This is a genomic window from Rhizobium indicum (assembly GCF_005862305.2).
GTDB lineage: Bacteria > Pseudomonadota > Alphaproteobacteria > Rhizobiales > Rhizobiaceae > Rhizobium > Rhizobium indicum.
The window spans coordinates 3,708,264-3,734,491 of sequence record NZ_CP054021.1 but is presented as its reverse complement, the minus strand read 5'-3'; the positions used below and the strand labels follow the sequence as shown (position 1 = coordinate 3,734,491).

The 26,228-nt window shown below is 62.3% G+C and carries 20 protein-coding genes; 14 read left to right on the top strand and 6 right to left on the bottom strand.

Features of this window, described 5'->3' with window-relative positions; genetic code table 11:
- Window positions 1-31: 31 nt before the first annotated feature.
- From FFM53_RS18080 to FFM53_RS18070, 3 genes are all read left to right on the top strand, one after another.
- Window positions 32-1,576 (top strand): cation:proton antiporter, encoded by a 1,545-nt coding sequence (locus FFM53_RS18080; protein ID WP_138330173.1) that lies wholly within the window; start codon window positions 32-34, stop codon window positions 1,574-1,576.
- A gap of 263 nt (window positions 1,577-1,839) precedes the next feature.
- Window positions 1,840-3,015, top strand: coding sequence for an efflux RND transporter periplasmic adaptor subunit (locus FFM53_RS18075; protein ID WP_138330172.1), 1,176 nt, complete (start codon window positions 1,840-1,842; stop codon window positions 3,013-3,015).
- Window positions 3,012-6,200: an efflux RND transporter permease subunit gene (locus FFM53_RS18070; protein WP_138330171.1), complete on the top strand. Its 3,189-nt coding sequence runs from the start codon at window positions 3,012-3,014 to the stop codon at window positions 6,198-6,200. Before FFM53_RS18075 ends, FFM53_RS18070 begins: the two co-directional genes overlap by 4 nt.
- A 30-nt stretch (window positions 6,201-6,230) precedes the next feature.
- On the opposite strand, the gene FFM53_RS18065 is transcribed toward FFM53_RS18070, so the two are convergent.
- Window positions 6,231-7,007 carry a metallophosphoesterase family protein gene (locus FFM53_RS18065; protein WP_173883605.1) on the bottom strand — a complete coding sequence of 259 codons (777 nt, stop codon included), beginning with the start codon at window positions 7,005-7,007 and terminating at the stop codon, window positions 6,231-6,233.
- Window positions 7,008-7,171: 164 nt separating this feature from the next.
- On the opposite strand from FFM53_RS18065, the gene FFM53_RS18060 reads away from it, so the two are divergent.
- Window positions 7,172-8,299 (top strand): monooxygenase, encoded by a 1,128-nt coding sequence (locus tag FFM53_RS18060; protein ID WP_138386773.1) that lies wholly within the window; start codon window positions 7,172-7,174, stop codon window positions 8,297-8,299.
- A gap of 1 nt (window position 8,300) precedes the next feature.
- Here FFM53_RS18060 and FFM53_RS18055 read toward each other — a convergent pair whose 3' ends face one another.
- A complete protein-coding gene (locus tag FFM53_RS18055) occupies window positions 8,301-8,765 on the bottom strand; it encodes an RrF2 family transcriptional regulator (protein ID WP_033180647.1) in 465 nt (154 codons plus the stop codon).
- A gap of 176 nt (window positions 8,766-8,941) precedes the next feature.
- Window positions 8,942-9,730 carry an SDR family NAD(P)-dependent oxidoreductase gene (locus FFM53_RS18050; protein WP_025395731.1) on the bottom strand — a complete coding sequence of 263 codons (789 nt, stop codon included), beginning with the start codon at window positions 9,728-9,730 and terminating at the stop codon, window positions 8,942-8,944.
- 142 nt (window positions 9,731-9,872) lie between these two features.
- On the opposite strand from FFM53_RS18050, the gene FFM53_RS18045 reads away from it, so the two are divergent.
- Window positions 9,873-10,643 (top strand): TIM barrel protein, encoded by a 771-nt coding sequence (locus FFM53_RS18045; RefSeq protein WP_138330169.1) that lies wholly within the window; start codon window positions 9,873-9,875, stop codon window positions 10,641-10,643.
- Here the strand turns inward: FFM53_RS18045 and FFM53_RS18040 are convergent.
- A complete protein-coding gene (locus tag FFM53_RS18040) occupies window positions 10,640-11,659 on the bottom strand; it encodes a LacI family DNA-binding transcriptional regulator (protein WP_138386772.1) in 1,020 nt (339 codons plus the stop codon). The genes FFM53_RS18045 and FFM53_RS18040 overlap by 4 nt on opposite strands.
- Before the next feature lie 177 nt (window positions 11,660-11,836).
- Between FFM53_RS18040 and FFM53_RS18035 the strand changes: the two genes are divergently transcribed.
- The 8 genes from FFM53_RS18035 to FFM53_RS18000 all read left to right on the top strand — a co-directional run bounded on the left by FFM53_RS18035 (window position 11,837) and on the right by FFM53_RS18000 (window position 23,875).
- Window positions 11,837-13,762 carry an ABC transporter substrate-binding protein gene (locus FFM53_RS18035; RefSeq protein ID WP_138330167.1) on the top strand — a complete coding sequence of 642 codons (1,926 nt, stop codon included), beginning with the start codon at window positions 11,837-11,839 and terminating at the stop codon, window positions 13,760-13,762.
- Between the two features lie 86 nt (window positions 13,763-13,848).
- Complete coding sequence (locus FFM53_RS18030; protein WP_138386771.1) at window positions 13,849-15,957, top strand: alpha-amylase family protein; 2,109 nt, start codon at window positions 13,849-13,851, stop codon at window positions 15,955-15,957.
- A gap of 104 nt (window positions 15,958-16,061) precedes the next feature.
- Window positions 16,062-17,048, top strand: a complete 987-nt coding sequence (locus FFM53_RS18025) for an ABC transporter permease (protein ID WP_072637375.1) — start codon at window positions 16,062-16,064, stop codon at window positions 17,046-17,048.
- A 10-nt stretch (window positions 17,049-17,058) separates the two neighbouring features.
- On the top strand, window positions 17,059-18,249 hold the full coding sequence (locus FFM53_RS18020) for an ABC transporter permease (RefSeq protein ID WP_138386770.1): 1,191 nt from the start codon (window positions 17,059-17,061) through the stop codon (window positions 18,247-18,249).
- Window positions 18,250-18,259: 10 nt separating this feature from the next.
- Window positions 18,260-19,987 (top strand): ABC transporter ATP-binding protein, encoded by a 1,728-nt coding sequence (locus tag FFM53_RS18015; RefSeq protein WP_138386769.1) that lies wholly within the window; start codon window positions 18,260-18,262, stop codon window positions 19,985-19,987.
- 10 nt (window positions 19,988-19,997) lie between these two features.
- Window positions 19,998-20,792, top strand: a complete 795-nt coding sequence (gene otnI, locus FFM53_RS18010) for a 2-oxo-tetronate isomerase (protein ID WP_138386768.1) — start codon at window positions 19,998-20,000, stop codon at window positions 20,790-20,792.
- Window positions 20,789-21,664 carry a 2-hydroxy-3-oxopropionate reductase gene (locus FFM53_RS18005; RefSeq protein ID WP_138386767.1) on the top strand — a complete coding sequence of 292 codons (876 nt, stop codon included), beginning with the start codon at window positions 20,789-20,791 and terminating at the stop codon, window positions 21,662-21,664. The genes otnI and FFM53_RS18005 overlap by 4 nt, the downstream gene beginning before the upstream one ends.
- Window positions 21,665-21,772: 108 nt before the next feature.
- A complete protein-coding gene (locus FFM53_RS18000) occupies window positions 21,773-23,875 on the top strand; it encodes a beta-galactosidase (RefSeq protein ID WP_138386766.1) in 2,103 nt (700 codons plus the stop codon).
- Window positions 23,876-23,879: 4 nt separating this feature from the next.
- On the opposite strand, the gene FFM53_RS17995 is transcribed toward FFM53_RS18000, so the two are convergent.
- Entirely contained in the window at window positions 23,880-24,422 is a 543-nt protein-coding gene (locus tag FFM53_RS17995; RefSeq protein ID WP_138386765.1) for a carboxymuconolactone decarboxylase family protein, read from the bottom strand.
- 129 nt (window positions 24,423-24,551) lie between these two features.
- On the opposite strand from FFM53_RS17995, the gene FFM53_RS17990 reads away from it, so the two are divergent.
- Complete coding sequence (locus FFM53_RS17990; RefSeq protein WP_027683319.1) at window positions 24,552-25,025, top strand: cupin domain-containing protein; 474 nt, start codon at window positions 24,552-24,554, stop codon at window positions 25,023-25,025.
- A gap of 86 nt (window positions 25,026-25,111) precedes the next feature.
- Here FFM53_RS17990 and FFM53_RS17985 read toward each other — a convergent pair whose 3' ends face one another.
- Window positions 25,112-26,221: a sn-glycerol-3-phosphate import ATP-binding protein UgpC gene (locus FFM53_RS17985; RefSeq protein ID WP_064652204.1), complete on the bottom strand. Its 1,110-nt coding sequence runs from the start codon at window positions 26,219-26,221 to the stop codon at window positions 25,112-25,114.
- Window positions 26,222-26,228: the final 7 nt, after the last annotated feature.

Genomic DNA, 26,228 nt, shown 5'->3' with positions numbered 1-26,228 from the left:
CCTCCGCCGGAGGCGCGCATTGGGGAGCTCGATGGCGTTCTTCGAAAGCATGCTGACGCTGCTGCTGGTGGCGATCGTCTTTCTGCAATTTTCCAGGAAGTTCCGGATCCCTTATCCGACAATGCTGGCGATCGCCGGCGTCATCGTCGCGGCTGTGCCCTGGGCGCCCGAGGTCGCGATCGATCCCGAGCTTGCGCTGGCGCTGCTGATTGCGCCCGTGCTTTTCGACGCCGCCTACGATCTGCCGCCGAGGACGTTGAGACGCAACTGGCTGCCGCTGTTCTCTCTCGCCGCGATCGCCGTGATCCTGACGGCCGCAGCCGTCGCCACCGTCAGCGTGACGATGGCCGGCCTCCCGCTTGCCGCAGCCGTGGCACTCGGCGCCATCGTCGCACCGCCGGATGCGGCAGCCGCGACCGCCATGCTCGACCGCTTCACCCTGCCGCGCCAGACCTATGTGATCCTGAAGGGTGAAAGCCTCCTGAACGACGCAGTCGCGCTGCTGATCTTCAGCGCTGCGGTGGCAGCCGCCGCAAGTCCCGCCTTCTTCGCCGGCGCCCTGGCGGAGTTGGCGCTCGCCGTGCCTGGCGGCCTCATCCTCGGCTATCTCATGGGCCGTCTCTATATGGTCGTCGGCCCGAGGCTTGCCGGCACGCTCGGCGGCACCCTGCTCGAATTCGTCGCCACCTTCGGCACCTGGATCATCGCCGAGCGGCTGCACCTTTCGGCAATTCTGGCCATCGTCGTCTATGCGATGGTGATCGCCCGCTACATGCCCGAGCGGCAGACGGCCCGCCACCGCATTCATTCCTATTCGGTCTGGGAAGCCGCGGTCTTTCTGCTCAACGTGCTCGCTTTCCTGCTGATGGGTCTGCAGGCCCGTCAGATTGTCCTCGACCTCGATCCCGGCCGCCTGAATTTCGCGATCACCTTCGCCGCCATGGTCTTCGTCACCGTCATCGTCGTCCGCCTGGCCTGGGTGCTCATCTATAACCGCGTCATCAACTTTCTCGCCGCGCGCGGACGCACGACACAAGCCGTTCCGACTTTCGCGACCAGCCTGCTTGCCGGCTGGTGCGGCATGCGCGGCCTCGTCACGCTGGCGACCGCGCTCGCTCTGCCGATCGACTTCCCCGATCGCGATATCATCCTGCTCAGCGCGCTGGCCGTCGTTCTCGGCACGCTCATCGTCCAGGGGCTGACGCTCGGGCCGCTGATCCGTTTCCTGAAATTCGACCCGGACACCTCCCTGGATCGCGACCTCGCCAAGGCCCGCGTCACGTTGATCGATGCGGCCCTTGCCGAACTCGCCGGCGGCGAGGACAAATCCACCCGCATCCTGCGCGACGTCTACACCTCCGAGCGCGAAATCACCGCTGATGGGAAACACCCGCGCGAGGTCAGCAGGCTCGACAAGCAGCGCCGCAACGTCATCGTCGCCAAACGCCGCAGACTGGCGGCGATGCGGCGCGCCGACGAGATCGACGACGATGTTTTTCACATGCTGGAACAGGAGCTCGACTGGGCCGAACTCGCCGCCCTGCCGCCCGGCAAAGACGAAATCGTCGAGAGCTGATACCCTCTGTGACGTTTTGATGGATTCCGGAATCGTTACCAATTGGCATTTGCAATTTTTCGCCGCTGCCGTTTATAGTCCAATTCCATAGGGTTACGATTTTTCGGATGTGCATTGCGTGCCGGCCTTCCTTTTCCAAGGGATTGAACGCCGGGGAAATCACGGGGGCAGAGACCCTCGGTCAAAGCAGCAAGACATGTACAGCATCACTTCATCTTAGGTTTGGCGGCAGTGAAATCGACCGTCGAGATTGGGGGACCGGTATGACTTACGCGCTTCGACAGATGGTGGTGCTTGGCTGTATCGCCGCATTCATGCCCCTCCCCGTGCTGGCCCAGAGCGCCCCGCCGCCCCCGCCCGTCACCGTCGCCAAGCCGGTCGTTCGCGATGTCGTCGACAGCGACGAATTCATCGGCCGCTTCGAGCCGGTCGACGAGGTCTCGGTTCGATCGCGCGTCGGTGGTTACCTGCAGGAAATTCATTTCCAGGACGGCGCATTGGTCAAGCAGGGCGATCTGCTCTTCGTCATCGATCAGCGGCCGTTCGTAACCGCGCTCAATCAGGCAAAGGCCACACTCGAATCGGCGCAATCCGCCCTGGTCTTTGCCGATGCGCAATATAAGCGCACACAATCGCTAACTTCGAGCGGCAGCCAGTCAGCCCAGACGCTGGATGATCGCCGCCGCGAATTCGATTCGGCCGAGGCCAATGTCCGCGGCGCACAGGCCGCAGCCGACCGCGCCTCTCTCGACATGGAATATACCGAGATCAAGGCGCCGCTCAGCGGCCGCATCGACCGCCGGCTGATCTCGGCCGGCAACCTTGTGCAGACCGACCAGACTGTGCTGACGACGATCGTTTCGCTCGATCCGATCGATTTCTATTTCGACGTCGACGAGCGCCGGCTGCTGAATTTCGCCGACACCGCGCGCAAACTGGGCAAGGATCTGCAGCAGGGCGGTGGCGGACTGGATGTGTCCGTCACGATCTCGGATCCCAGTGCCAAACCGTTCAAGGGAAAGCTCGATTTCGCCGAGAACCGGGTCGACAATGAGAGTGGCACCATTCGTCTGCGTGCCCGCTTCCCCAATCCTGATCTCGTCCTTCAGCCCGGCCTATTCGGTCGCATACAGGTCGAAGCCTCCAACACCTACCAGGCCATTCTCGTCCCCGACGAGGCCATCGGCTCGGACCAGAATGAGCGCGTCGTTTATGTCGTCGCCGAAGACGGCACGGTTTCGACCAAGCCCGTAAGGCCCGGACCGCGCCTCTACGGCTACCGCGTCATACGCGAGGGCCTTGATGGCACCGAGACGATCATCGTCAACGGCCTGATGCGCGCCCGGCCGGGCGCAAAGATCACGCCTCAGATGACCGAACTGCCGCAGGAGCGGCAGGACGCTCCGCCGGAAACTGCCGGCGCGGAGAGCGGACAATGAGATTTGCTCATTTTTTCGTGGACCGGCCGATCTTTGCGGCCGTCATCTCGATCCTTTTTCTCGTCGTCGGCAGCATTGCCTACACGCAATTGCCGGTATCGCAGTATCCGGAGATAGCGCCGCCGACCATCGTCGTGCGCACTTCCTATCCGGGTGCCGACCCGCAGACGATCGCCGATACCGTTTCGACGCCGCTCGAACAACAGATCAACGGCGTCGAAGACATGCTTTACATGTCTTCTTACTCCAGCGCCGACGGCGCCATGTCGCTGACGATCACCTTCAAGCTAGGCACCGATCTCGACAAGGTCCAGGTGCTCGTCCAGAACCGCGTTTCCATCGCCCTTCCCCGTCTTCCCGAGGAAGTCCAGCGGCTTGGCGTGACCACCGACAAAAGCTCACCGGATCTGATGATGGTGGTGCACCTACTGTCGCCATCGCACCGCTATGACCAGCTTTACGTCTCGAATTACGCCCGCAACCGCATCCGCGACGTTCTCGTGCGCCTTGACGGCGTCGGCGACGTGCAGATCTTTGGCGAGCGCCAGTATTCGATGCGAATCTGGCTGGATCCGGAAAAGCTCTCCGCTTACGGGATGACATCCGATGACGTCGTCTCCGCGTTGAGAGATCAGAACGTCCAGGTGTCGGGCGGCAAGATCGGTGCCCCACCCGTCACCGGCAAGAATGCTTTCGAATATACGGTGCGAACGGACGGCCGCTTCTCCGACGTGCGCGAGTTCCGATATGTCATCGTGAAATCGACGACATCAGGCCGGCTCGTCCAGTTGCAGGACGTCGCCCGTATCGAACTCGGCGCACAGGATTACGTCACCAACAGTTATCTCAACAATGACCCCGCAGTTGCTCTCGGCATCTTCGCCCGGCCGGGAACCAACGCCCTGGACACTGCGCATCAGGTCCAGACGCTCATGAAGGACATCTCCCAGAATTTCCCGCCGGGCCTAGAATATCGTATCGTCTACGACACGACCGAATTCATCTCGGATTCCATCAACGAGGTCTATAGAACCATCGCCGAAGCGGCCATCCTGGTGGCAATCGTCGTTCTCGTCTTCCTGCAATCCTGGCGAACCGCGATCATTCCGATCATTGCCATCCCGGTATCGCTGATCGGCACCTTCGCCGTCCTGCTCGCCTTCGGCTTCTCGCTCAACATGCTCACGCTGTTCGGCCTCGTCCTCGCGATCGGTATCGTCGTCGACGACGCGATCGTGGTGGTGGAAAACGTCGAGCGCAATCTGGCGCGCGGGATGACGCCGAAGCAGGCGTCCCATGTCACGATGGACGAAGTCGGAACCGCCGTCGTCGCCATCTCGCTGGTGTTGATCGCCGTGTTCGTGCCGACAGCCTTCATTCCAGGCATCTCTGGCCAGTTCTACAGGCAGTTCGCGGTCACGATCTCCGTCACCACTGCAATTTCTGCATTGAATTCGCTCACACTGTCGCCCGCGCTCGCAGGCATATTACTGAAAACCCATGACCATGAAACCAAGCGCACGAATGTCGCATCCCGTCTGGGAAGAGGGCTTGCGGACGGCTTCAATCATGGATTCGATCGGCTGAGTTCCGGCTATTCATGGACCGTTCGGCATCTGGTCAGCAGCTGGGTAGGGTTGACAGCCGCGATGGTCACCTTCGTCTGCCTGCTCGGAGCGACCTGGTATATGGGCACGAAAGTTCCCGCGGGCTTTATCCCGACCATGGACCAGGGTTACGCCATCATCGTCATACAGCTACCTGACGGCGCCTCGCTCGCGCGTACCGATGCCGTCGTCAAACAGGTGGGCGATATCGCCCGCACCGTGCCCGGCGTCGGCAATGCCGTTCAATTTGCCGGCTTCAGCGGGGCGACATTCACCAATGCCTCGAATGCCGGCGTCGTCTTCGTCCCGTTCAAATCCTTTGCCGAACGTGAAGAAGGCGGAGAGAACGCCAACAAGATCATCGGCGAACTTTACGGAAAGCTGCAAAGCATCCAGGAAGCCTTCATCATCGCCATCCCGCCGCCATCCGTGCGTGGCGTCGGCAATTCCGGCGGCTTCAAGATGCAGATTTCCGATCTCGAAAACGCCGACATGACGCGCGTCCTCGGCCTCGCCCGGCAGATGATGGGTGCGGCGGCAACGACCGAGGGGCTGACCGGCGTCTTTACGACATTCTCCGATGCAAGCCCGCAATATTTCCTGGCGATCGACCGCGACAAGGCACGTTTCCTGAATGTGCCGATCCCCAATATCTTCAACGCCCTTTCCATCAATCTCGGCGTCTCCTACGTCAATGATTTCAATGCGTTCGGCCGCGTCTACCAGGTTCGAGCCCAAGCCGACCGGCAATACCGCATGGACCGGGAAGACATCCTTGCCCTGAAGGTCCGGTCGGCGACCGGCGCGCTGGTTCCGCTTGGAACCTTGATGGACATCCAGGATGCCAGTGGCCCGGCGCTTGTCCAGCGCTACAACATGTATGTCTCGGTGCCGCTTCAGGGCAATCCGACGCCGGGCACGTCGACGGGCGATGCCATCGCCAAGATGGAGGCCTTAGCAGCCAAGATCCTGCCGCAGGGGACGACCTTCGAATGGACGGAACTCGCCTATCAGGAAACCCACACCGGCAACACCGCCATCTACATCTTCGCCCTGTCCGTCGTCTTCGTCTTCCTGGCGCTGGCGGCGCAATATGAAAGCTGGGTTCTCCCCCTGGCGATCATTCTCATTGTCCCGCTTGCGGTGCTCGCGGCGCTGATCGGGGTCTCGTTGAGGGGAATGGACAACAATGTCCTGACGCAGATCGGCCTGATTGTTCTGATCGGCCTTGCGGCCAAGAACGCTATTCTGATCGTCGAGTTCGCTAGGCAAGCGGAAGACGAGGGCAAGTCGCCGGTGGAGGCGGCTATCGAGGCCAGCCATCTTCGCCTGCGCCCGATCCTGATGACGGCATTCGCCTTTATCTTCGGCGTTCTGCCGCTTGCCATCGCCACCGGCCCCGGCGCCGAAATGCGCCAGTCGCTCGGCACAGCCGTCTTCTCGGGCATGCTCGGTGTGACGATCTTCGGCCTGTTCCTGACGCCGGTCTTCTACGTCGTGCTGCGCGGCTGGCGCCGTAACCGGCCGGCCACTGTAGAACCAGCGAGGACAGAGCCGGTCGAGGAAGGGGTCGTCTGAGACGATCCCACCCGGCTGAGGAAACGGAAGTCAGGTCGAAAACAGATGCACCTTGCCCTGCCACAAGCGGGCGACGGTGAGTTTGCCGCTGCGATAGGCGCGCGTATCGATATTGAGCCGCCTCGGCCGTATGTCGGGTTTGTCGTTCGGTGTATGGCCGTGAACGACGAGTTTTGGTAACGGCACCCGGCTTTCGAGAAACCGCTGGCGGATGAGGACCAGATCCTCGTCCGTCTGCCTGTCGAGCGGCAGTTTCGGATTGATGCCGGCATGCACGAAAATCACGCTTGGGGTTTCCAGCAGGACAGGCATCGCCCGCATGAAATCGATATGCGTACGCGGCAGCGACTGGCGGATGAAGACATCGAGCTTCGCGCCGGTGGGGAAGACCAGCGGCAGATGCTCCGGATCGAGGCCATAGGATTTGAGCGACTCCGCCGACCCCATCTGCATCCAATCGTCATAGGAGATCCAGCCGTCGATATAGTCGAGCATGGCGATTTCGTGATTGCCGGCAAGGCAGATGCGGTCGAATCCATCAGGCGGTGGCTCCATGAGATGGGTGATGACCTGTGACGATTCCGGGCCGCGGTCGATATAGTCGCCGAGCGTGACGATCAGCTTACGCCCGGGCAACTGCGCGCCATCGCGCAGGATCGCCGCCTCGGCTTTCACAAGCAGATCGTACCGACCGTGAATGTCGCCGATCGCATAGGTTGGCATAGCGGCAATATCCAGCGTCAGACGCGGTCTCGGCTGGCGCGCCATTTTCGAAACCTCGCTGTTGCGAGCACGAGAGTCGCTCATCATATTTCTCGATCAAGAAAGCCCCACTTCACCGTAAGTAGAGTAAAGGACAAGGCAATCAAGCTGGTAAGAAAATTCAAAGCACACGGCTTTTGTAGAAAAACCGGCCTTATCATTCGAGGGGCAATCCCTCACTCCTGTAACCGTCGAGGAAAGAGTGACCGATGGGAACGGTATCGCAGTTTCATGAGAGCCTGAGGCCTCCCGCGCATCGCATCGAAAGCGAAGAGGAGGCGATATCCACGGCCCGCGACCTCGCCGCCTCATTCCGGCATCAGGCGAGCGAACGTGATATCAACCGCATCCTGCCCTTTTCCGAGCTTGACGCGCTGTCGGTATCAGGGCTGACGGCAATCACTGTTCCGCCTGACCATGAAGGGCTCGACGTGTCGAACGCCCTGCTCGCCGAAATCGTTGCAATCATCGCCGAGGGCGATGCCTCGATCGGCGAGGCGCTGGAAAATCACTTTTGCGTACTGGAAACGCTCCGCACCCAGGCTGCCGAGGATTTGAAGGCATCGCTGTTTGCCCGTGTGCTGCTCGGCGACCGCTTCGCGGGCGCCGCCTTCACCGACGGGACCGAACTGACCGCCGAAGGCCCGGGCTACCGCCTGAGCGGGCGCACGCGTCAGGCGCCCGGTATTCTATTCGCCGACTGGATCGCCGCTGCCGCCACCGCTCCGCCCAGCCGCCCGGTGACACTCTACCTCGCACCCGGTGAAGAAGGCGTGCAGGTGGTCGACGATTGGGACGGCTTCGGCCAGCGCACCAATGGATCGGCGACGGCGATCGTCGGAACGCTTCATGTCAATGCCGATGCGATTGCGCCTGCTCCCTCCTCCGGATATTCGACCGGCATCTCGCTCGGCCTGCTGCTCAAGGCGGGCGTCAGCCTGGGCATCGCCCGGGCCGCATGGAGCGACCTAATGACTGCAATTGGCGATCGCAGCACGACCGTCCTTCCCCAGATCGGCGAACGCGCCATCCGCATCGAAGCGACGGCGGCAGCCTTGGAACGGGCTGGCCGCAAACTCGACATTGCCCAGGTCAATCCTGTGGAGGCAGCGATGGCGGACGCGCATTTTTCCGCCTCGGCGGCCGCAATCCTTGCCGGGGAAACGGCGCTCGACACAGCAAACGCGCTGTTCGAACTTGCAGGAGAAACATCGGCCAGTATCGGCCTCAATCTCGACCGCCATTGGCGCAACGCCCGCATTCACGCGCTATCGCTGCCGCGGGATAAGCTGGTGCATACCGCAGGCGAATATATGTCGGAGCCCGGCAGGGTCTAAATCAGCTGGCGGCGGAGATCGGGAATTCTTCCTTGGCGCCGTCGATGCTGCCGCCATCGGCGACGAATTGCTCGAGGGTCATATTGTCGAGAATGGCGGCGATCGCGTCCCGAACATCGGTCATCGAGCGCCGCACCTGACAGGTCTCGGGATCGGCGCAGTCGTCGCAGGCCTCGTAAGCCGTACGGCTGGCGCAGCGGATCGGCGCCAACGGCCCGTCAAGCGTGCGAATGACATGGCCGATGCGGATTTCGGTTGCCGGCCGCGACAGAGAATAGCCGCCGCCCGGCCCCTTCTTCGAGCGCAGGATGCCGACATTCCGCAGTTCGAGCAGGATCGTATCGAGAAACTTCTTCGGGATATTGTTGCGGGCCGCGATGTCGTTGATGAAGGCGGTCTCACCCGGCGCCAGCCGCGCCAGGTCGACCAGCGCTTTCAGCCCGTATTTTCCCTTTTTCGTCAGCATCGTCGTCGCCTTGTAGAAATCGCAGTATTTATCCTGCCAATAGCAGGCAAATAGCGTCAAAAGCGTGAACATACAACAAAATAGCTATTATTTATAGCTTGTATCGGCAACGTCCACAGAAACGCCCGGCAGCCTCGAGAAAGACCGGCCGCCGCGCGCCCTGCCGGCAGTCTCGGTCAGATCGTCTTCAGCATGCCGCCATCGACGAAATAGGTCGAGCCGATGCAATAGCTCGCACGCTCCGAACTCAGGAAGACGAAGACGTTGGCCAGCTCCTCGGGCGTGCCGAAGCGTTTGGAGGCGGCGTGCTCGTTGGCGACGCTCTGCAGGTAGCCTTCCCAATTGCCGCCGGTTTCCGCCGTCAATTGCTTGGCGGTCTTGATCCAGTCGGGCGTCAGGATCAGGCCGGCATTGACGCAGTTGACGCGGATATTGTCCTTGATGAGCTCGGTCGAAAGCGTCTTCGAAAACATCATCAGCGCCGACTTGCTGACATTGTAGATCGGCTCGTACCAGAGTGGCTGGACGGCGCAGATCGAGGCATTGTGCAGGATCACCCCGCCGCCGCGTTGCTTCATCTGCGGCGCGATTCCGCGCGCCAGCCGCACGGCGGCCATCACATGCAGGTCCCAATAGTCCTGCCACTTCTCGTCGGGCGCCTCCATCACCGTCTCGTTCGATCCGGTGCCGGCATTGTTGATGAGGATATCGGCGCCACCTTTTTCGGCCGCCGCCGCGATGATCGCCTCGGTTCCAGCAACCGTCGCCACATCGGCCGCGACAGCGGCCGCGCTGACGCCGTACTTCTCGGCGATACGGGCGGCTTCCGCCTCGAGCCGTTCGCCGCCACGGGCTGCCAGCACAAGGTCGGCGCCCTCAGCCGCCAGCCCCTCGGCGATCGCCAGCCCGATGCCGACCGACGCACCTGTTATGACGGCAGTCTTTCCCTTCAGTCCGAGATCCATGTCTTCCTCCGCAAACGGCCGGAGATCCCGGCCTGATGTGCCGAGTGTTTCGCCAATGAACCCGGGCGTCAAGCGCCCGAACTCCTCTTGCGGCAGGCGCCGATCTGTCGCATGCCTGCATCAACAGATGGGAGGAGTTTTCATGCGACGTTATTCAGCCTGCATAGAGTGGCTGTTTGCCGAAGAGGGCGACAGCTTTCCCGATCGCATCCGCCGCGCCCATGCGGCCGGCCTGACGGCGATCGAATTCTGGCGCTGGACCGGCAAGGATCTGGATGCGATCGAGGCGGCGCTGAAGGAAACCGGTCTTGCCGTCTCCAGCCTCGTCGCCGAACCGATGATCGCGCTGACCGACGCCGCAAATCGGCAGGCCTGGCTGAAAGGCCTTGCCGAATCCGTCAGTGTCGCGAAGCGTCTCGGCGCGCCGGTGCTGATTGCCCAGGCGGGCGACGATCTCCCAGGCTTGAGCCGCGAAGAACAGCGCCGGGCGCTTACCGAAACGCTGAGAGCCGGCGCCGATATCCTCAAGGGTAGCGGTGTCCGCCTCGGCGTCGAGCCGCTCAACATCCGCATCGACCATGTCGGCTATTTCCTCGATTCGACCCGCGAAGGTCTCGACATCATCGATGACGTCGCCCGCCCCGAGATCGGTATCGTCTACGACATCTACCATTCCGCCGTGATGGACGAGCGCACCGAGGAGGTGTTGAACGGCCGTCTCGACCGTATCATCCACGTCCATGTCGCCGATCACCCCGGCCGCAACGAACCGGGTTCCGGCGGCATCGACCTTGCTCAACGCCTCGGCTGGATCTTCGCCAACGGCTATGACGGCGCCGTCGGTCTGGAATACCGGCCGACCAGGCCGGGCGCGGATGCGGTCAAGGCCGCGATTGCTTCACTCGGCGGTTAAACCTCGGCGGCATCGACGCTCGCCGCCGCCTTGCAGGGTCCGGCCGAGCGGCGCTCGATGATGCGCGAGGCAATCATGATGCGCCGCGCCGGCATGCCGGGCAGGCGTGGATTCTCGATGCGCTCGAGCAAGAGCCGCAGCCCGACCGCCCCGCATTCCTGCCCCTCCATCCTCACCGTCGTCAGCGCCGGCGAGATCTGCGTTGCCGGCGAGTAGTCGCCGAAACCGACGACCGAAATATCGTCGGGAATGCGGTATCCCTGACCGAGCAGCTCGGAAACCACGGTCAGTGCCAGCCCGTCATGGGCGCAAAAAAAAGCCGTCGGCCGGATGCCCTTTTCCACGAGCGCTCGGAAGGCCGCACTGAAGCCATTCTCTTCGTCGAACTGCATAACATGAAGCGCAACATCCGGATAACGTTCGGCGATTTCGCGGGCACCGTAATGCCGCTCCTGGCGCCCCCGCAGGCCCGGCATGCCATAGACGTAAACGATGGACCGATGGCCGAGCCCGACCAGATACTCCAGCACCGCCTGCCCTGCCTCATGGTCGGTGCCGCCGACATGGTCGATCTGTTCGAGCGCATCTACCCAGCCGAAACGCACGATTGGAACGCCGGTGGCACTCACCGCCGCCACGGCCTCACGGGCATGCGGACCGACGAGCATCAGCCCGTCGCAAGTGCGCGCCAGCTCTTCCAACTGGCCGGAATCATGGGTCCAGCGTACGCGCAGCGTCATGCCAAGCCGATGAGCCTCGCGCTGCACACCGTTCTGCACCTGCATATAGAGCTCACTGTTGATGGCATCGAGATCGTGAAAGACGACCGCGACCTCGCCGGCAGTACCCTGCCCGGTGGGCTTGGTATAGCCGAGGCGCTGCGCCGTCTCGCGGATCAGCGCGCGCGTTTCTTCGCTGACGCCGCTCTTGCCGGCAAGCGACCGCGACACGGCGTATTTTGACAGGCCGACCTCCCGCGCGATCGTCTGCAATGTAACTCGGCCCCTGCTTCCCACGTGGCACCTCGCCGTTCGATTGATGCGACGCTGGCTATATCAACCGCGCCGGTAAGGCAAATTTTCGCACTAACAGAAACATAACGCTTTACCTAACAATATCCAAATGTAATCTGTCCCTCATCCCAGCCCACAGCAAAAATAATGATAAGGGCCGGATTTTTGGAGGAGATTCCTATGATCAAGCTGAAACGACGTGCGTTTCTGGCCGGGACGTCGGCCGCCCTGATATTGCCGGCCCTGCCGGTTTTCGCCGCTGACTTCAAGGAAGCGGATATCCTGAAAGCGAAAGTGTCGAGCGGCGCCCTGCCGGGTCTGAAGGAGCGGCTTCCTGAAAATCCGCTCGTCGTCAAACCGGTCGAAAGCGTCGGCAAGTACGGCGGCGACTGGAACATGGCGCTGGTCGGCGGCGGGTCGCTGTCGATGCTGTTCCGCTACCAGGCCTACGAGCCGCTGTTGCGCTATACGCCCGACTGGTCTGGCGTGACGCTGAATGTCGCTGAGTCCTTCGAGGGCGACGCCGACTCCAAGGTCTATACGATCCGCCTGCGCAAGGGCATGAAATGGTCGGACGGCCATCCCTACACCACCGCCGACATCAAGTTCTGGTACGACACCGTTTTCACCGACAAGCGCGTCGCCTTCGTCGGCCAGGATCATTGGAAGTCCGGCGGCAAGCCGGCCAAGCTGGAGATCGTCGATGAGCAGACCTTCAAGGTCACCTTCGACAAGCCGAACGGCCTGTTCCCACTGCAGGTCGCCTGGGCAAACAACGACCAGACGACGCGCACACCGAAACATTATCTCGAGCAGTTCCACATCGACTTCAATCCGAAGGCCGATGAACTCGCCAAACAACGCGGTTTCGAAAGCTGGATCGCCTCCTTCCAGGCGGCCGCCGGTTTCCAGGATGACAACGCCTTCTTCCTGAACTCCTCGAAGAAGCCCTGCGTGCACGCCTGGATGTTCACCATAGCGCCCGGCGAAAACACCGAGCGCGCCGTTGCCGAGCGCAATCCCTACTATTGGAAGGTCGATACCGAGGGCAACCAGCTGCCCTATATGGACCGCATCGTCTACCAGATGGTCGCCGACCCGCAGGTTCTGTTGCTGAAGGCCATGCAGGGCGAAGTCGACCTGATGGACCAGTATATCGCCACGCCGAACAACAAGTCGGTTCTCTACGATGCGCGTGAGCAGGGCGGCTATGATTTCTACACGCTGACTTCGACCGAAGCCAATGTGATGAATTTCATCTTCAACCTGAACCACAACGACGAGACCAAGCGGAAGCTCTTCCGGAACAAGGATTTCCGTGCGGCACTCTCGACAGCACTCGACCGGCAGTCGCTGATCGATGCGGTGCTCGTCGGCCAGGGCGCGCCTGCCCAGCCGTCGGTCAAGAAGGAGGACCCGCTCTACAACGAGCAGCTCGCCACGCAGTTCACGGCCTATGACGTCGACAAGGCGAATGCCATGCTCGACCAGCTCGTGCCGAAGCGCGACGACCAGAACTTCCGCCTCGACGAAAAGGGCCGCCGCCTGACGATCATCTTCGAGATCGACCAGGCGCGCGCCGTCTTCCTCGATCTCTTCCAGCTGGTGATCCCGATGTTCCAGGCGGTCGGCATCGATGCACAGATGCGCTCGATGGACCGTTCGCTCTGGGAAACGCGCGTCCGTCAAGGCCGTGATTTCGATGCGACCGCCCACCAGTTCGGCGCAAATGGCGGCGTCGCCGCCATGCTCGACCCGCGCTATTACGTGCCGACCGATGCCAACGCCATGTATGCCCCGGCCTGGCAGCTCTGGTATCGCGACCGCGCCAATGCCAATGCTGAGGAACCGCCGGAAAGCACGAAGAACCAGCTTGCGCTCTACGACAAGCTGAAGGCGACCTCCGACGCATCAGGCCAACGCGAGGTCATGAAGCAGATCCTGCAAGGCGCCGCCGACAATTTTTATGTCTTCGGCATCTCGCTGCCGCCCGACGGATACGGCGTCGTCAAGAACAACATGAAAAACGTCACGAAGATCATGCCGAACTCTTTCGGCTGGCCGACGCCCGCTCCGACCATGCCGGAGCAGTTCTACAAGGTCTGAAGACCTTTATCCCAGGAGCCTAGTTAGGCGCCGGCCCCGCCGGTTGGCGCCGGGGACCTTCTTTTGCCAATGATTGGATGAAGACGATGCTCGATGCCAGAAAACAGAACACCCACACGCTGAGGACGGCGGACTGGTTCAAGACCGCGACCCGCTGGACCCAGCTGACCTTCGTGGAAGACGACCCGGAGAAATACGACCCGGCCTTCTGGATCGATGTCTTCAAACGCACAAAATCGAACGCGGTCTGCCTCAGTGCCGGCGGCTATATCGCCTATTATCCGAGCGAAGTGCCTTACCACTATGTGAGCAAATATCTCGGCGACAAGGATATCTTCGGCGCGCTCGTCGACGCCGCCCGCAAACTCGACATGCATGTCATGGCCCGCGTCGACCCGCATGCGATCCATGACGATGCCGCCAAAGCCCATCCGGAATGGGTGATGATCAACGCCGACGGCACGCCGCGCCGCCACTGGGCCTATCCCGATGTCTGGGTGACCAATGCCTATGGCGACTACAACAGCGTCTTCATGCCTGAGGTGGTCACGGAGATCGTCCGCAAATACGATATCGATGCGGTCTTCGCCAATCGCTGGCAGGGCCACGGCGTCGATTATAGCGAAGACAGCGCCCGCCGCTTCAAGGACATGTCCGGCCACGCCCTGCCCGTAAAACCCGATGCCGAGGATCCCGCCTGGCAGGCCTGGGTACAATGGCGCCGCCGCGTGCTTACCGACATGATCGCCCAATGGGACGATGCCGTCAAAGCGATCCGCCCGCATGCGAGCTTCATTCCGAACATGGGCGGCGCGTCGCTGATGGAATTCGACCTCTCGGTCATCGCCAGGCACTGCCCCTTTCTCGTCGTCGACCATCAGGGCCGCAAGGGCCTCGAGCTCGGCTGGTCGGCTGGCCGCAACGGCAAGCGCATCCGCGCCACCTTCCCCGACCGCCCGGTCGTGCTGATCACCTCGATCGGCCCGGAGGAGGAATATCGCTGGAAGGATGCCGTCACCTCGGGTGAGGAGATGCAGCTCTGGATCAATGACGGCACCGCCCACGGCCTCTATGCCTGGTTCACCAAGTTCAACGGCGTCGTGCCCGACAAACGCTGGGTCGAGCCGGTGGCCGACGCATTCGCCCTGCAGGCAGCCGTGGAGCCAGTGCTGGAAAGCATGAAGCCGACCGCCGAAATCGCCGTCATCGATCCCTCGACGACGCTGCGCCACTGGGCGCCGGAAGAGCGGCATTCCGCCGAGAAGCACGATCTGGGTCTCTACCACGCCCTCGTTGAAGCCCGCCTGCCCTTCGAGCTGCTCTCTGACCAGGTGCTGACCGAGGAAAATCTCGACCGCTTCAAGCTGATCATTCTCGCCAACGCCTCCTGCCTTTCGGATGCGCAGAACGCGGCGATCCGCGCCTATGTCGATCGTGGCGGCAGCGTCATTGCCTCTTATGAGACCTCGCTGCGTGACGAATTCGGCAAGAATCGTCCCGACTTCGGCCTGGCCGACGTGCTCGGCGCCAGATACGTCTCCGGCCCGCGCGGCATCGTCAAGAACACCTATGTCGCCCTTTCCGGCGATCACCCGATCAATCGGGGTTTCGACGGCGCCGAACGCATCATGGGCGGCACCCGCCTGATCCACGCCGAACCGTCGGCCGATGCGAAGACGCCCTTCCTCTACGTCCCCGACTTTCCCGATCTGCCGATGGAAGAGGTCTATCCGCGTGAAGACCCGAAAGGTGCTGCCGTCATCGCCCGCGAGACTGGCAAGGGTGGCCGCACGGTCTATATTCCCTGGAACATCGGCGAGATCTTCTGGGAGGTCTTTGCGGTCGACCACGCCCGTCTCATCGCCAACGCCGTCCATTGGGCACTCGGCAAGACGCCGCGCGTCACCGTCAAGGGCAAGGGCGTCGTCGATCTGGCGTTGCGCGAAAACGATGAGGGCCTGGCGCTCAGCCTCTTCAACCTTACCAATCCGATGATGATGAAAGGCCCGATCCGCGACAATTACCCTCTGGCAGCGCAGACCGTTTCGGTGGAGATTCCGGAGGGCCGATCGGTGGCGAAGGCCTGGCTCGTTGTTGCCGACCGCGCCGCAAGCTTCAGCTTCGGGAATGGCCGCGCGCAGGTTGAGGTGCCTGGTATCGATCGGCTGGAGGTCCTGCATCTCACCTGGAAATGAGATGACACGCGACGAAGGAGCGCTTTCGGCCTGGAGGGCCGAAGGCGGGTGAAGATCCGGGGGAAGCGCGTCACGGCGTTCCCGACGGGAGGAGAAACGTTTCGATGCTTGGCTATATCTTCAAGCGCGTGCTCTACATGATCCCGACCTTGTTTGGCATGTCGCTGATCTCGTTCCTGATCATCCAGCTGCCGCCGGGTGACTATTTGACCTCGATGATCGCCACCATGAGCGACAGCGGCCAGACCGTCGATCCCGCGCAGATCGAGCGGCTGAAGGAAATCTACGGCTTCGACGACCCCTTCTATGTCCAATACCTGAAATGGATCTGGGGCATCGTCAGCCGCGGCGACTTCGGCTACTCCTTCGAGTGGGGCCAGCCCGTCTCCGGGCTGATCTGGGGCCGCATGGGCTCGACGCTGGTGATCTCGCTCTTGAGCCTGCTCTTCGTCTGGATCGTGGCTTTGCCGATCGGCATCTATTCCGCCGTCCGCCGCCACTCCGTCGGCGATCATGTCTTCACCTTTCTCGGCTTCATCGGCCTTGCGGTGCCGAACTTCATCCTGGCGCTGACGCTGATGTACATCGCCTATAAATATCTCGGCCAGAGCGTCGGCGGGCTGATCTCGCCTGAGTATGCCGAGGCGCCCTGGAGCCTCGCCAAGGTCGGCGATTTCCTCGCCCATCTCTGGATCCCGATCATCATCATTGGCGCATCGGGAACGGCAGCGATGATCCGCATCTTGCGCGCCAACCTGACCGACGAACTGCACAAGCCCTATGTCGTCACCGCCCGCGCCAAGGGACTGCCGGAATACAAGGTGATCCTCAAATATCCGGTCAGAATCGCGCTCAATCCCTTCGTCTCGGCGATCGGCTGGGTGCTGCCGCATCTCGTCTCCGGCGTGACGATCACCGCCATCGTGCTGAACCTTCCGACCGCAGGTCCCCTGCTTTTCCGCGCGCTGATCTCGCAGGACATGTATCTCGCCGGCAGTTTCATCCTGCTTTTGAGCGCGCTGACTCTCGTCGGCATGCTGCTGTCGGATCTGCTGCTGGCGCTGCTCGATCCGCGCATCCGGTTCAATTGAGGAAGACGGGATGAGCACGCACGAAACCTTCGGAAACCATGCTGGTCCGCTTCACACTGTTGCCGATGGCCCGTCGATCAGCCCGCTGAAACAGGGCAAGACCGTCTCGACCGCCGCGATCGGCCCCTGGCGGCTGGTTGCCGGCAAACTGATCCGCCAGAAGGTGGCGATGGTGGCCGGCGCCATCATTCTCTTCCTCTATCTGGTCGGCCTCTTCGCCGAATTCCTGGCGCCGGCTTTGCCGATGACCTCGCGGCCGCAATATACCTATGCCCCGCCGCAGGGCCTCAGCTTCTTCGTCGAAAAACCGGACGGCAGTTCGGAGTTCAATTTCCATGTGAAGGGCTACAAGGTCGAGATCGACAAGGTGGCGCTGCGCCGCACCTTCGTCGTCGACGACACCAAGGTTGTCGCAATCGGCTTCTTCGTCAAAGGCGCGGCCTACCATCTCTGGGGCCTGATCCCGATGAACCGCCACCTGATCGGCCCCCTCAACCAGAACGACCCGATGTATCTGCTCGGCGCCGACCGGCTCGGCCGCGACGTCTTCTCGCGCCTCGTCTACGGCACCCGTGTATCCATGTCGATAGGCCTCGTCGGCGTCGCCATGTCGCTGATATTGGGCGTCGTACTCGGCTCGATCTCCGGCTTCTACGGCGGCTGGGTCGATACGCTGATCCAGCGCGTCATCGAGGTCGTCAGCGCCATGCCGACCATCCCGCTGTGGCTCGGCCTGGCGGCGGCGATCCCACTGACATGGTCGCCGGTCAATGTCTATTTCGTCATAACGATCATCGTCTCGCTGCTCGGCTGGACCAGCCTGGCGCGGGAGGTGCGCGGCCGGTTCCTGGCACTGCGCAGCGAGGATTTCGTCGTCGCCGCCCGGCTCGACGGATCGAGCGAAGCGCGGCTGATCTTCCGCCACATCCTGCCGTCACTGACGAGCCACATCCTTGCGGTCGTGACGCTGGCCGTGCCGACCATGATCGTCGCCGAGACTTCGCTGTCCTTCCTCGGCATCGGCCTCAAGCCGCCGGTCGTCAGCTGGGGCGTGCTGCTGCAGGACGCCCAGAACATCCGCACCGTCGCCACCGCGCCGTGGCTCCTGATCTGGCCGTCGCTCGCAGTCGTCGTCGCCGTCCTGTCCTTCAATTTCTTCGGCGACGGCCTGCGCGATGCCGCCGACCCTTACGACAATTGAGGAGGAAACCATGGCCGATCTTTCAAAAGACGTCGTTCTCTCCGTCGAAAACCTCTCGATCGATTTCAGGCTGCGCACCCACATCCTGCACGCCGTCGAAAATGTCAGCTTCGAGCTGAAGCGCGGTGAGACGCTCTGCCTCGTCGGCGAAAGCGGCTCCGGCAAAAGCGTCACCGCCCGTTCGCTGCTGCAGATCGTCGACAGCCCCGGCAGCATCGTTTCCGGCCGCATCCTGCTCAACAACGGCGACGGGGTCACCGGGGGTAACGGGGTCATCGACATTGCCGCCTTGAAGCCGTCCGACCGGGCGATGCGCGCCATACGCGGCCGCCGCATCGGCCTGATCTTCCAGGAGCCGATGAGCTCGCTGTCGCCGGTTCACACCATTGGTTCGCAGATCATCGAGGCCGTGCGCCTCCACAGCAATCTCGATCAGCGTGCCGCCCGCGAAAGGACCATCGAATTGCTGCGTCAGGTCGAAATTCCGAACCCGGACAAGATGGCCGACCGCTACACCTTCGAATTCTCCGGCGGCATGCGCCAACGCGCCATGATCGCCATGGCGCTCGCCGGCAATCCCGACATTCTCATCGCCGACGAACCGACGACGGCGCTCGACGTCACCACCCAGGCCGAAATCCTCGACCTCATCAAGCGCCTGCAGGTCGAGCGCGGCATGGCCATGCTGCTCATCACCCATGACATGGGGATCGTCGCGGAAGTGGCCGACGACGTCGCCGTCATGCGCTTCGGCCGCATCGTCGAGCGCGGACCGGTCGATGCGATCTACCACGCCGCCGAACATCCCTATACCCGCCAACTGCTCGCCTCGACGGTCAAGCTGACCCAACATGTCGAAGGGCGGCTGCCCGCCGTGGCACTATCGCCGCAGGCGCCGCAGCCGATCCTGTCCGTCCGCAACCTTGGCAAGATCTACGGCTGGCACGGCAAATCAAATACGCTGCGCGCCGTCGACGACGCCAGCTTCGATCTTTATCCCGGCGAAAACCTCGGCATCGTCGGCGAAAGCGGCTCCGGCAAGACGACGCTCGGCCGGCTCATTCTGCGCACCGTCGAGCCGACATCGGGCACCATCAGCTATCGTGGCAGGGACGGCGGTGAGATCGACGTCACCAAGCTGACGAAACGCGAGCTCCGCACCTTCCACCGTGAAGTCCGTCTCGTCTTCCAGGATCCCTTCGCGTCGCTCAATCCGCGCATGACCGTCAAAGAGGTGATCGGTGATCCGCTTGTTGTCAACGGGCTGGCCAAGGGCAAGGCACTGGAAGACCGCGTCGCCGAATTGATGCGCCTGGTCGGCCTCGATCCGATGGCCATGGAACGTTATCCGCATGCCTTCTCCGGCGGCCAGCGCCAGCGCATCGGCATCGCCCGCGCCCTTGCGCTCGATCCGCGCATCATCATCGCCGACGAGGCGACGTCGGCACTCGACGTCTCGATCCGCAGCCAGATCCTCGACCTGCTACTCGATATCCGTCAACGACTGAACCTGAGCTTCATCTTCATCTCCCACGACATTTCGGTCGTGCGTTATTTCTGCGATCGCGTCGCCGTCATGCATCGCGGCAAAATCGTCGAACTTGGCGAGGCCGAACAGATCTGCACCGCTCCCGAGGAGGCCTATACCAAGAGCCTCATATCAGCCGTTCCCAATCCCGACCCCCGCGACAAGCGCATGCTGCACCGGCATCGTTTCGTCGCGCCTGCCAATATCTAAGGACGATCCCGTGCCGAAATTTTCCGCCAACCTTTCCTTCCTCTACCAGGACCTGCCCTTTCTCGACCGCTTCACGGCAGCCGCAAAGGACGGCTTCGGCGCCCTCGAATATCTCGGCCCCTATGCCGAGCCCAAGGAGAAGGTCGCCGAGACGTTGAAAGCGAGTGGCCTGAAACAGGCGCTCTTCAACGTGCCATCAGGCGACTGGGCCGGCGGCGAGCGCGGCATTGCCTGCCTGCCGGACCGCGTAGAGGAGTTCCGCAACGGGGTCGCGCAGGCGCTCGACTATGCCGCAGCGCTCGATTGCCCACAGGTGAATGTCATCTCCGGGCTGGTGCCGAAGGGTGCGGACCTCCAAACGCTGGAAACGGTGCTGGTCGACAATCTGAAATATGCTGCAAAGCGTTGTGCCGACGTCGGCGTCAAGCTGCTGGTCGAGCCGATCAACCTGCGCGATATTCCCGGCTTCTTCCTGTCGACCACCGCTGATGCCGAACGCATTCTCGACCGGGTCGGCTCGGACAATCTCTACATCCAGTATGATTTCTACCACATGCAGATCATGCAGGGCGACCTGATCCCCACCTTCATCCGGCTGAGGGAGAAGATCGCCCATGTCCAGATCGCCGACAATCCCGGCCGCAACGAACCCGGCACCGGCGAGATCAATTACGGCTTCATCCTCTCCGAGCTCGACCGCCTCGGCTACGACGGCTGGGTCGGCTGCGAGTACAAGCCGAAATCCGGCACCAGCGAAGGCCTCGGCTGGATGAAACCCTATCTGAAGACAGCGAGGACAGCATGAACATCGGATTTATCGGACTGGGCGTCATGGGCCGCCCGATGGCGGAACACCTGATCGACGCCGGCCACACGCTGCATCTGAACCGCGTGAAGGAAACCTCGCAGCATCTTGTCGACAAGGGCGGCAAAGCCGCCGCCAGCGCCAGGGCGGTGGCGCACGCTTCCGACATCGTCATCCTGATGCTGCCGGATACACCAGATGTCGAGGCGGTGCTGTTCGGCGAAGACGGCGTCGCCTCCGGCCTTTCCCAGGGCAAGCTGGTTATCGACATGAGCTCGATCTCGCCGGTCGCCACCAAGACTTTCGCCAAACGCATCGAGGCGCTCGGCTGCGATTATCTCGATGCTCCCGTTTCCGGCGGTGAGGTCGGCGCCAAGGCCGCCTCGCTGACGATCATGGTCGGAGGCAAGGAGCAGGTTTTCGAACGCGCCAAGCCGCTCTTCGAAAAGATGGGCAAGAACATCACCCATGTCGGCGGCAGCGGCGACGGGCAGACAGCCAAGGTCGCCAACCAGATCATCGTCGGCCTGACGATCGAGGCGGTTGCCGAAGCGCTGCTCTTTGCCAGGAAGGCCGGCGCCGATCCAGCCAAGGTGCGCGCAGCACTGATGGGCGGCTTTGCCGCTTCGCGCATCCTCGAAGTGCATGGCGAGCGCATGGTCAAGGAGACCTTCGAGCCCGGCTTCCGCATCCGCCTGCACCGCAAGGACATGACGCTTGCCGTCGATGCCGCCCGCGCGCTCGATCTGTCGCTGCCGAACACGGCCGCCACGCAACAGTTGATGAATGCCGCGATCGCCAATGGCGACGGCGAACGCGACCATTCCGCCCTCATCCGCACCCTGGAACTCCTCGCCGGAGGACCGCGCTAGATCAACGCTTTTTTAGAATAGCCGGACGCCACTTCGATTGCCGACTGCCGGAGCCTACTTTCCGGACGGCGAAGCCATGTCCGGACATCGATAGAGAAGGACAGGACAATGCTCAACAAAGATATCCAACTGCCCTACGGTGCCGTCTATTTCCGCAAGTCGAACCCACCCCGCGAAGACTGGGAGCGCGACTACACGACCGCCGGGCAAGACGGCCTCAACATCTTCCGCCACTGGTTCATGTGGAGCGCGATCGAAACCGCCCCCGGCGTCTACGACTGGGAGGAATATGACCGTCAGATGGACCTTGCCGCCGCAAACGGCATCAAGACCGTTATCGCCGAGCTTATCCATGCCGTGCCCGACTGGGCGGTGCGCAAATACGCTCATGCATTGCAGGTCAATGCCGACGGCACCAAACTCGGTTCCTATATGGGTGTGTCGTCGGCGACCGGCGGCTTCTCCAACAATGGTGGCGGCGCCGGCGCCCTGACGCTGAACTGCCCCGAAGTGAAGGAAGCCGCGGGCAAGTTCCTGACCGCGCTCGCCACCCGCTACAAGGATCATCCGGCGATCTATGGCTACGACGTCTGGAACGAGTGCAACTATTCCGCCGATGTCGATTACAGCCCCTATGCCAAGGCTGCCTTTCGCAAATGGCTGGAAAGGAAGTACGGCAGCCTGAAGGTTCTGGCCAAGGCCTGGTACCGCTACAGCTATGCCGAATGGGACGATATCGAGCCGCCGGTGCACATGGCGCCCTACCCCGAATGCATCGACTGGCTGCAGTTCAAACGCGACAATTTCTATGATCAGATGCAATGGCGCATCGACACGATCCGCGCCGTCGACCAGAAGAACACCATCGTTGCCCACGGCATATCCGGCGCAATTCCCAACATGGCGGCCAACGGCTGCGACGACTGGCTCGCCGCCTCCAAGGTCGAGGTTTACGGCTTCACCTGGATCCAGGCCCGCAAGGGCTCGGAAGCCTGGAAGAACTGGTACGGCGTCGACATCAACCGCGCCGCCGCCCGCGGCAAACCCTTCTGGCATGCCGAACGCCAGGGTGGCCCGCTCTGGCTGCAGCCGCAGGTGATCGGCCGCGACAAGGAGGATGGCCGCGTCGCCGAGCCCGAGGATATCCGGCTCTGGAGCATGACCTCGCTTGCCGGCGGCGCCCGCGGCGTGATCAATCTGCGCTGGCGCCCGCTGCTCGACGGTCCACTCTTCGGTGCTTTCGGCTCCTACGGCATGGACGGCTCGCGCACGCCGCGCTCGGACATGGCAAGCGCCATGGCGAAATGGGCAAATGACAAGGCCCAGGCTCCCCTCTGGGAGGCAAAGCCCGTGCGCGGCGAGGTCGGCATCCTCGTCGTCCGCGAAACCCAGGAATTCGATTACCTCCTGAACCACGACCGCAAGGAGAAACCCTATCCCGAAGCCATGTGGGGGGCCTATCGTGCCTTCCTCGAAAATGGCATGCAGCCGGACTGGGTGCATATCGACGATATCGCGGCCTATGATTTCCTCTATTTCCCCTATCCGATCATGTTCACATCGGAACAGGCGAAGCGCCTGAAAGCCTGGGTCGAAAACGGCGGCACGCTGATTGCCGAGGCATGCCCCGGCTACTTCGGCGATCTCGGCCATGTCGGCGCCGTGCAGCCGAACATGGGCCTCGACGAGGTCTTCGGCGCGCGCGAGGAGGAAGTCGAATTCATGCCCGATATCGGCGACCGCATCCATTTCGATCTGGATGGTGCAGCCGTCGACGGCGGCGGCTTCCTGCAATCCTACCGCCTGGCCGGCGGAACCGGGCGCGGCCATTTCACCGACGGCCGTCTTGCCGTCGTCGAAAACACCTATGGCAAAGGCCGCACGCTGCTGATCGGCACCAATCCCTCCGTTGCCTATTATCGCACGCAGGGGAAGGCGAACGGCGCCTTCTTCGCGGAGCTATTGAGATGGAGTGGGGAGAAGCGCCATGTGACGCTATCGAATGCCGCCCTTTTTGCCCGGGTTCACCAAGGCGAAAGAGGCAGCTTCCTCTGGCTCGTCAATCCGACGAGAACGGCGCAGAAGACCGAGGTGACGCTCGCCCGAGGAGCGCTTGCGCAAAGCCAGGCAGTCTGGCCGATCGACCATATCGGCAATAGTGGCATCGAGGTGCCGCCGCGCGATGTGCTGATCCTGCCGCTCGATAGCTGAAACTTCAGGATGCGGATGAACTGGTGCCTTCGGCAAAGGCTTCAAGCTCGGGGTCGAAATCGACCTCGACGACATTGTTGAAGACGGCGGTGGCCAGCATGATGCCGGCGAAGGCGACGAGATCGACGAGCACCTTGGTCTCGTAGCGCTGTTTCAGCTTCGCCCAGAGTTCGGCGGGAACAGCGTTGGAATCGGCGACGATCGCCTTGCCGAAGGCGTCGAGCAGCGCTTCCTCGTCGGAAAACTCCGGCGCATCGGGATTGAAACCCTTGTTGATCAGCGCCCGGCGAAAGAAGGTGATGGCGATCTTCGATTTCGCCGCCTTCGAGATCGCATGCGAGAAGATCCAGATCGCCCGGTCGTTGATCGCGGGATCGAGTTCGGCCCGCAGCGTGAACCACTCGGCATAGATGCGGTGAGCCGCCGGCGAGTGCAGCAGTGTCCGCTTCATGTTGGTCATCCGGCCGCGCAGCCTGACTTCCTCGTCATGCGCCGCACGAACCTCTTCCGAAGCGGTGTCATAGTCGATTTGCGGGAGGTGGCTCATCGGGTCCGTTCTTTCCTTTGTGCGCAGAAGCTATCGGGCCGAGACGCTATGCGGCTGCGTAGCGGCAAATCCGCTTGGCCGCCGCCCGGCTCAAGCCTAGACTGATCAAATCGAAGCTGGAGGCAAGGCATGAGCGACGATCACGAGCATCACCATGTCGACTGGCGGGAACATGGCGTCAAGGTCATCCCCGGTAATTCGCTCGATCCGAACACCGCGCAGACGCCGGGCATGAACCGCGCGACCGCGATCAACAACGCGCGCGCCGGCGCCGAAAAGATCTGGGCCGGCACGGTGACGATCCATGCCAACGCCAAGACCGGCGCCCATCACCATGGCGATCTCGAAAGCATCATCTACGTGGTCAAGGGCAAGGCCCGCATGCGCTGGGGCGAGCATCTGGAATATACCGCGGAGGCTGGCCCCGGCGACTTCATCTATGTTCCGCCCTATGTGCCGCATCAGGAAATCAACGCCAGCCGCGACGAGACGCTGGAATGCGTTCTCGTCCGCTCAGGCCAGGAACCGGTCGTCGTCAACCTCGACATCGAGCCGGTCGAAAAGCCGGAGGACGTCGCGTGGATCGACCCGATCCATCGTTAGAGCAATTCACCTTCGAGTAAGCGGCTGACATCCTCAGCCGCCGAACGCTCTGCCAAGATCATCGCAAAGAATCGTCGCAGACCGCTTTAGGCGTGGACGGCGCCTGCGCTGTTCATAACAGGGTTCTCGATGATCCGGCCGGTATCGGCGGCATAAAGGTGGATCTGGTCGTAATCGATCGCGATGCCGATCGGATCGCCCGACTTCACCTTCACGGCCTCAGTCAGCGCCACGGCAAAGGGCAGCCCATCGAAATCGGCGTGGACGATGCGGCTTGCGCCGAGCTCTTCGATGAAATCGGCCGTTGCGACAAGGGCACCCGGCGCATCCGGGGCCACCAACCGGGCGGCCTCGGCCCGCATGCCGAGCACGACGCGTTTGCCTTTCAGCGGTGCGGCGCGCTCGCGCGGCAGCGCGACCTTGCGGCTTTGATCGTAGACGAAGACGCCCTCGTCATTGATCGTGCCCTCGAGCAGGTTCATCGCCGGCGTGCCGACGAAGCCCGCGACGAAGCGCGAGACCGGATGATGATAGACCTCTTCGGGCGTGCCGACCTGCTCCACCCTGCCGCCGTTCATCACCACCAGCCGGTCGGCCAGCGTCATCGCTTCGGTCTGGTCATGCGTGACGAAGATCGAAGTGGCGCCAAGGCGGCGGTGCAGGCGGCGGATTTCGGCGCGCATGGCGATGCGCAGCTTGGCGTCAAGGTTCGACAACGGCTCGTCGAAGAGAAACACCTTCGGTTCGCGGATCATCGCGCGGCCCATGGCGACGCGCTGGCGCTGACCGCCGGAAAGAGCGGCGGGCCGGCGTTCGAGGAAAGGTTCGAGGCTGAGCGCCTTGGCGACCTCGCCGATACGCCGCTGACGCTCCGCCTTCGAGACGCCGGCCACCTTCAATGCATAGCCGATATTCTCGGCAACACTCATATGCGGATAAAGCGCATAGTTCTGGAACACCATAGCGCAACCGCGCTCGCGCGGCTCCAACTGGTTGACGACGCGGCCGTCAATGGCGATTTCACCGCCGGTGATTTCCTCGAGGCCAGCGATCATGCGCAGCAGTGTGGACTTGCCGCAGCCGGACGGGCCGAGGATGACGATGAACTCGCCCGACTGAATGTCGAGATCGACGCCGTGAACGACGGGGGTCTTGCCGTAGTTTTTCTTCACGCCACGAATGGAGATCGGTGCCAAGGGAGTA

Bases quoted from the DNA above. Each gene is read 5' to 3' on its own strand.
- FFM53_RS17995 (WP_138386765.1), bottom strand. From the start codon at position 24,422: ATGAGCCACCTCCCGCAAATCGACTATGACACCGCTTCGGAAGAGGTT.
- FFM53_RS18050 (WP_025395731.1), bottom strand. From the start codon at position 9,730: ATGGATCTCGGACTGAAGGGAAAGACTGCCGTCATAACAGGTGCGTCG.
- FFM53_RS18015 (WP_138386769.1), top strand. From the start codon at position 18,260: ATGGCCGATCTTTCAAAAGACGTCGTTCTCTCCGTCGAAAACCTCTCG.
- FFM53_RS18000 (WP_138386766.1), top strand. From the start codon at position 21,773: ATGCTCAACAAAGATATCCAACTGCCCTACGGTGCCGTCTATTTCCGC.
- FFM53_RS18030 (WP_138386771.1), top strand. From the start codon at position 13,849: ATGCTCGATGCCAGAAAACAGAACACCCACACGCTGAGGACGGCGGAC.
- FFM53_RS17990 (WP_027683319.1), top strand. From the start codon at position 24,552: ATGAGCGACGATCACGAGCATCACCATGTCGACTGGCGGGAACATGGC.
- FFM53_RS18035 (WP_138330167.1), top strand. From the start codon at position 11,837: ATGATCAAGCTGAAACGACGTGCGTTTCTGGCCGGGACGTCGGCCGCC.
- FFM53_RS18025 (WP_072637375.1), top strand. From the start codon at position 16,062: ATGCTTGGCTATATCTTCAAGCGCGTGCTCTACATGATCCCGACCTTG.
- FFM53_RS18055 (WP_033180647.1), bottom strand. From the start codon at position 8,765: ATGCTGACGAAAAAGGGAAAATACGGGCTGAAAGCGCTGGTCGACCTG.
- FFM53_RS18065 (WP_173883605.1), bottom strand. From the start codon at position 7,007: ATGAGCGACTCTCGTGCTCGCAACAGCGAGGTTTCGAAAATGGCGCGC.
- FFM53_RS18060 (WP_138386773.1), top strand. From the start codon at position 7,172: ATGGGAACGGTATCGCAGTTTCATGAGAGCCTGAGGCCTCCCGCGCAT.
- FFM53_RS18080 (WP_138330173.1), top strand. From the start codon at position 32: ATGGCGTTCTTCGAAAGCATGCTGACGCTGCTGCTGGTGGCGATCGTC.
- FFM53_RS18070 (WP_138330171.1), top strand. From the start codon at position 3,012: ATGAGATTTGCTCATTTTTTCGTGGACCGGCCGATCTTTGCGGCCGTC.
- FFM53_RS18075 (WP_138330172.1), top strand. From the start codon at position 1,840: ATGACTTACGCGCTTCGACAGATGGTGGTGCTTGGCTGTATCGCCGCA.
- FFM53_RS18005 (WP_138386767.1), top strand. From the start codon at position 20,789: ATGAACATCGGATTTATCGGACTGGGCGTCATGGGCCGCCCGATGGCG.
- FFM53_RS18045 (WP_138330169.1), top strand. From the start codon at position 9,873: ATGCGACGTTATTCAGCCTGCATAGAGTGGCTGTTTGCCGAAGAGGGC.
- FFM53_RS18020 (WP_138386770.1), top strand. From the start codon at position 17,059: ATGAGCACGCACGAAACCTTCGGAAACCATGCTGGTCCGCTTCACACT.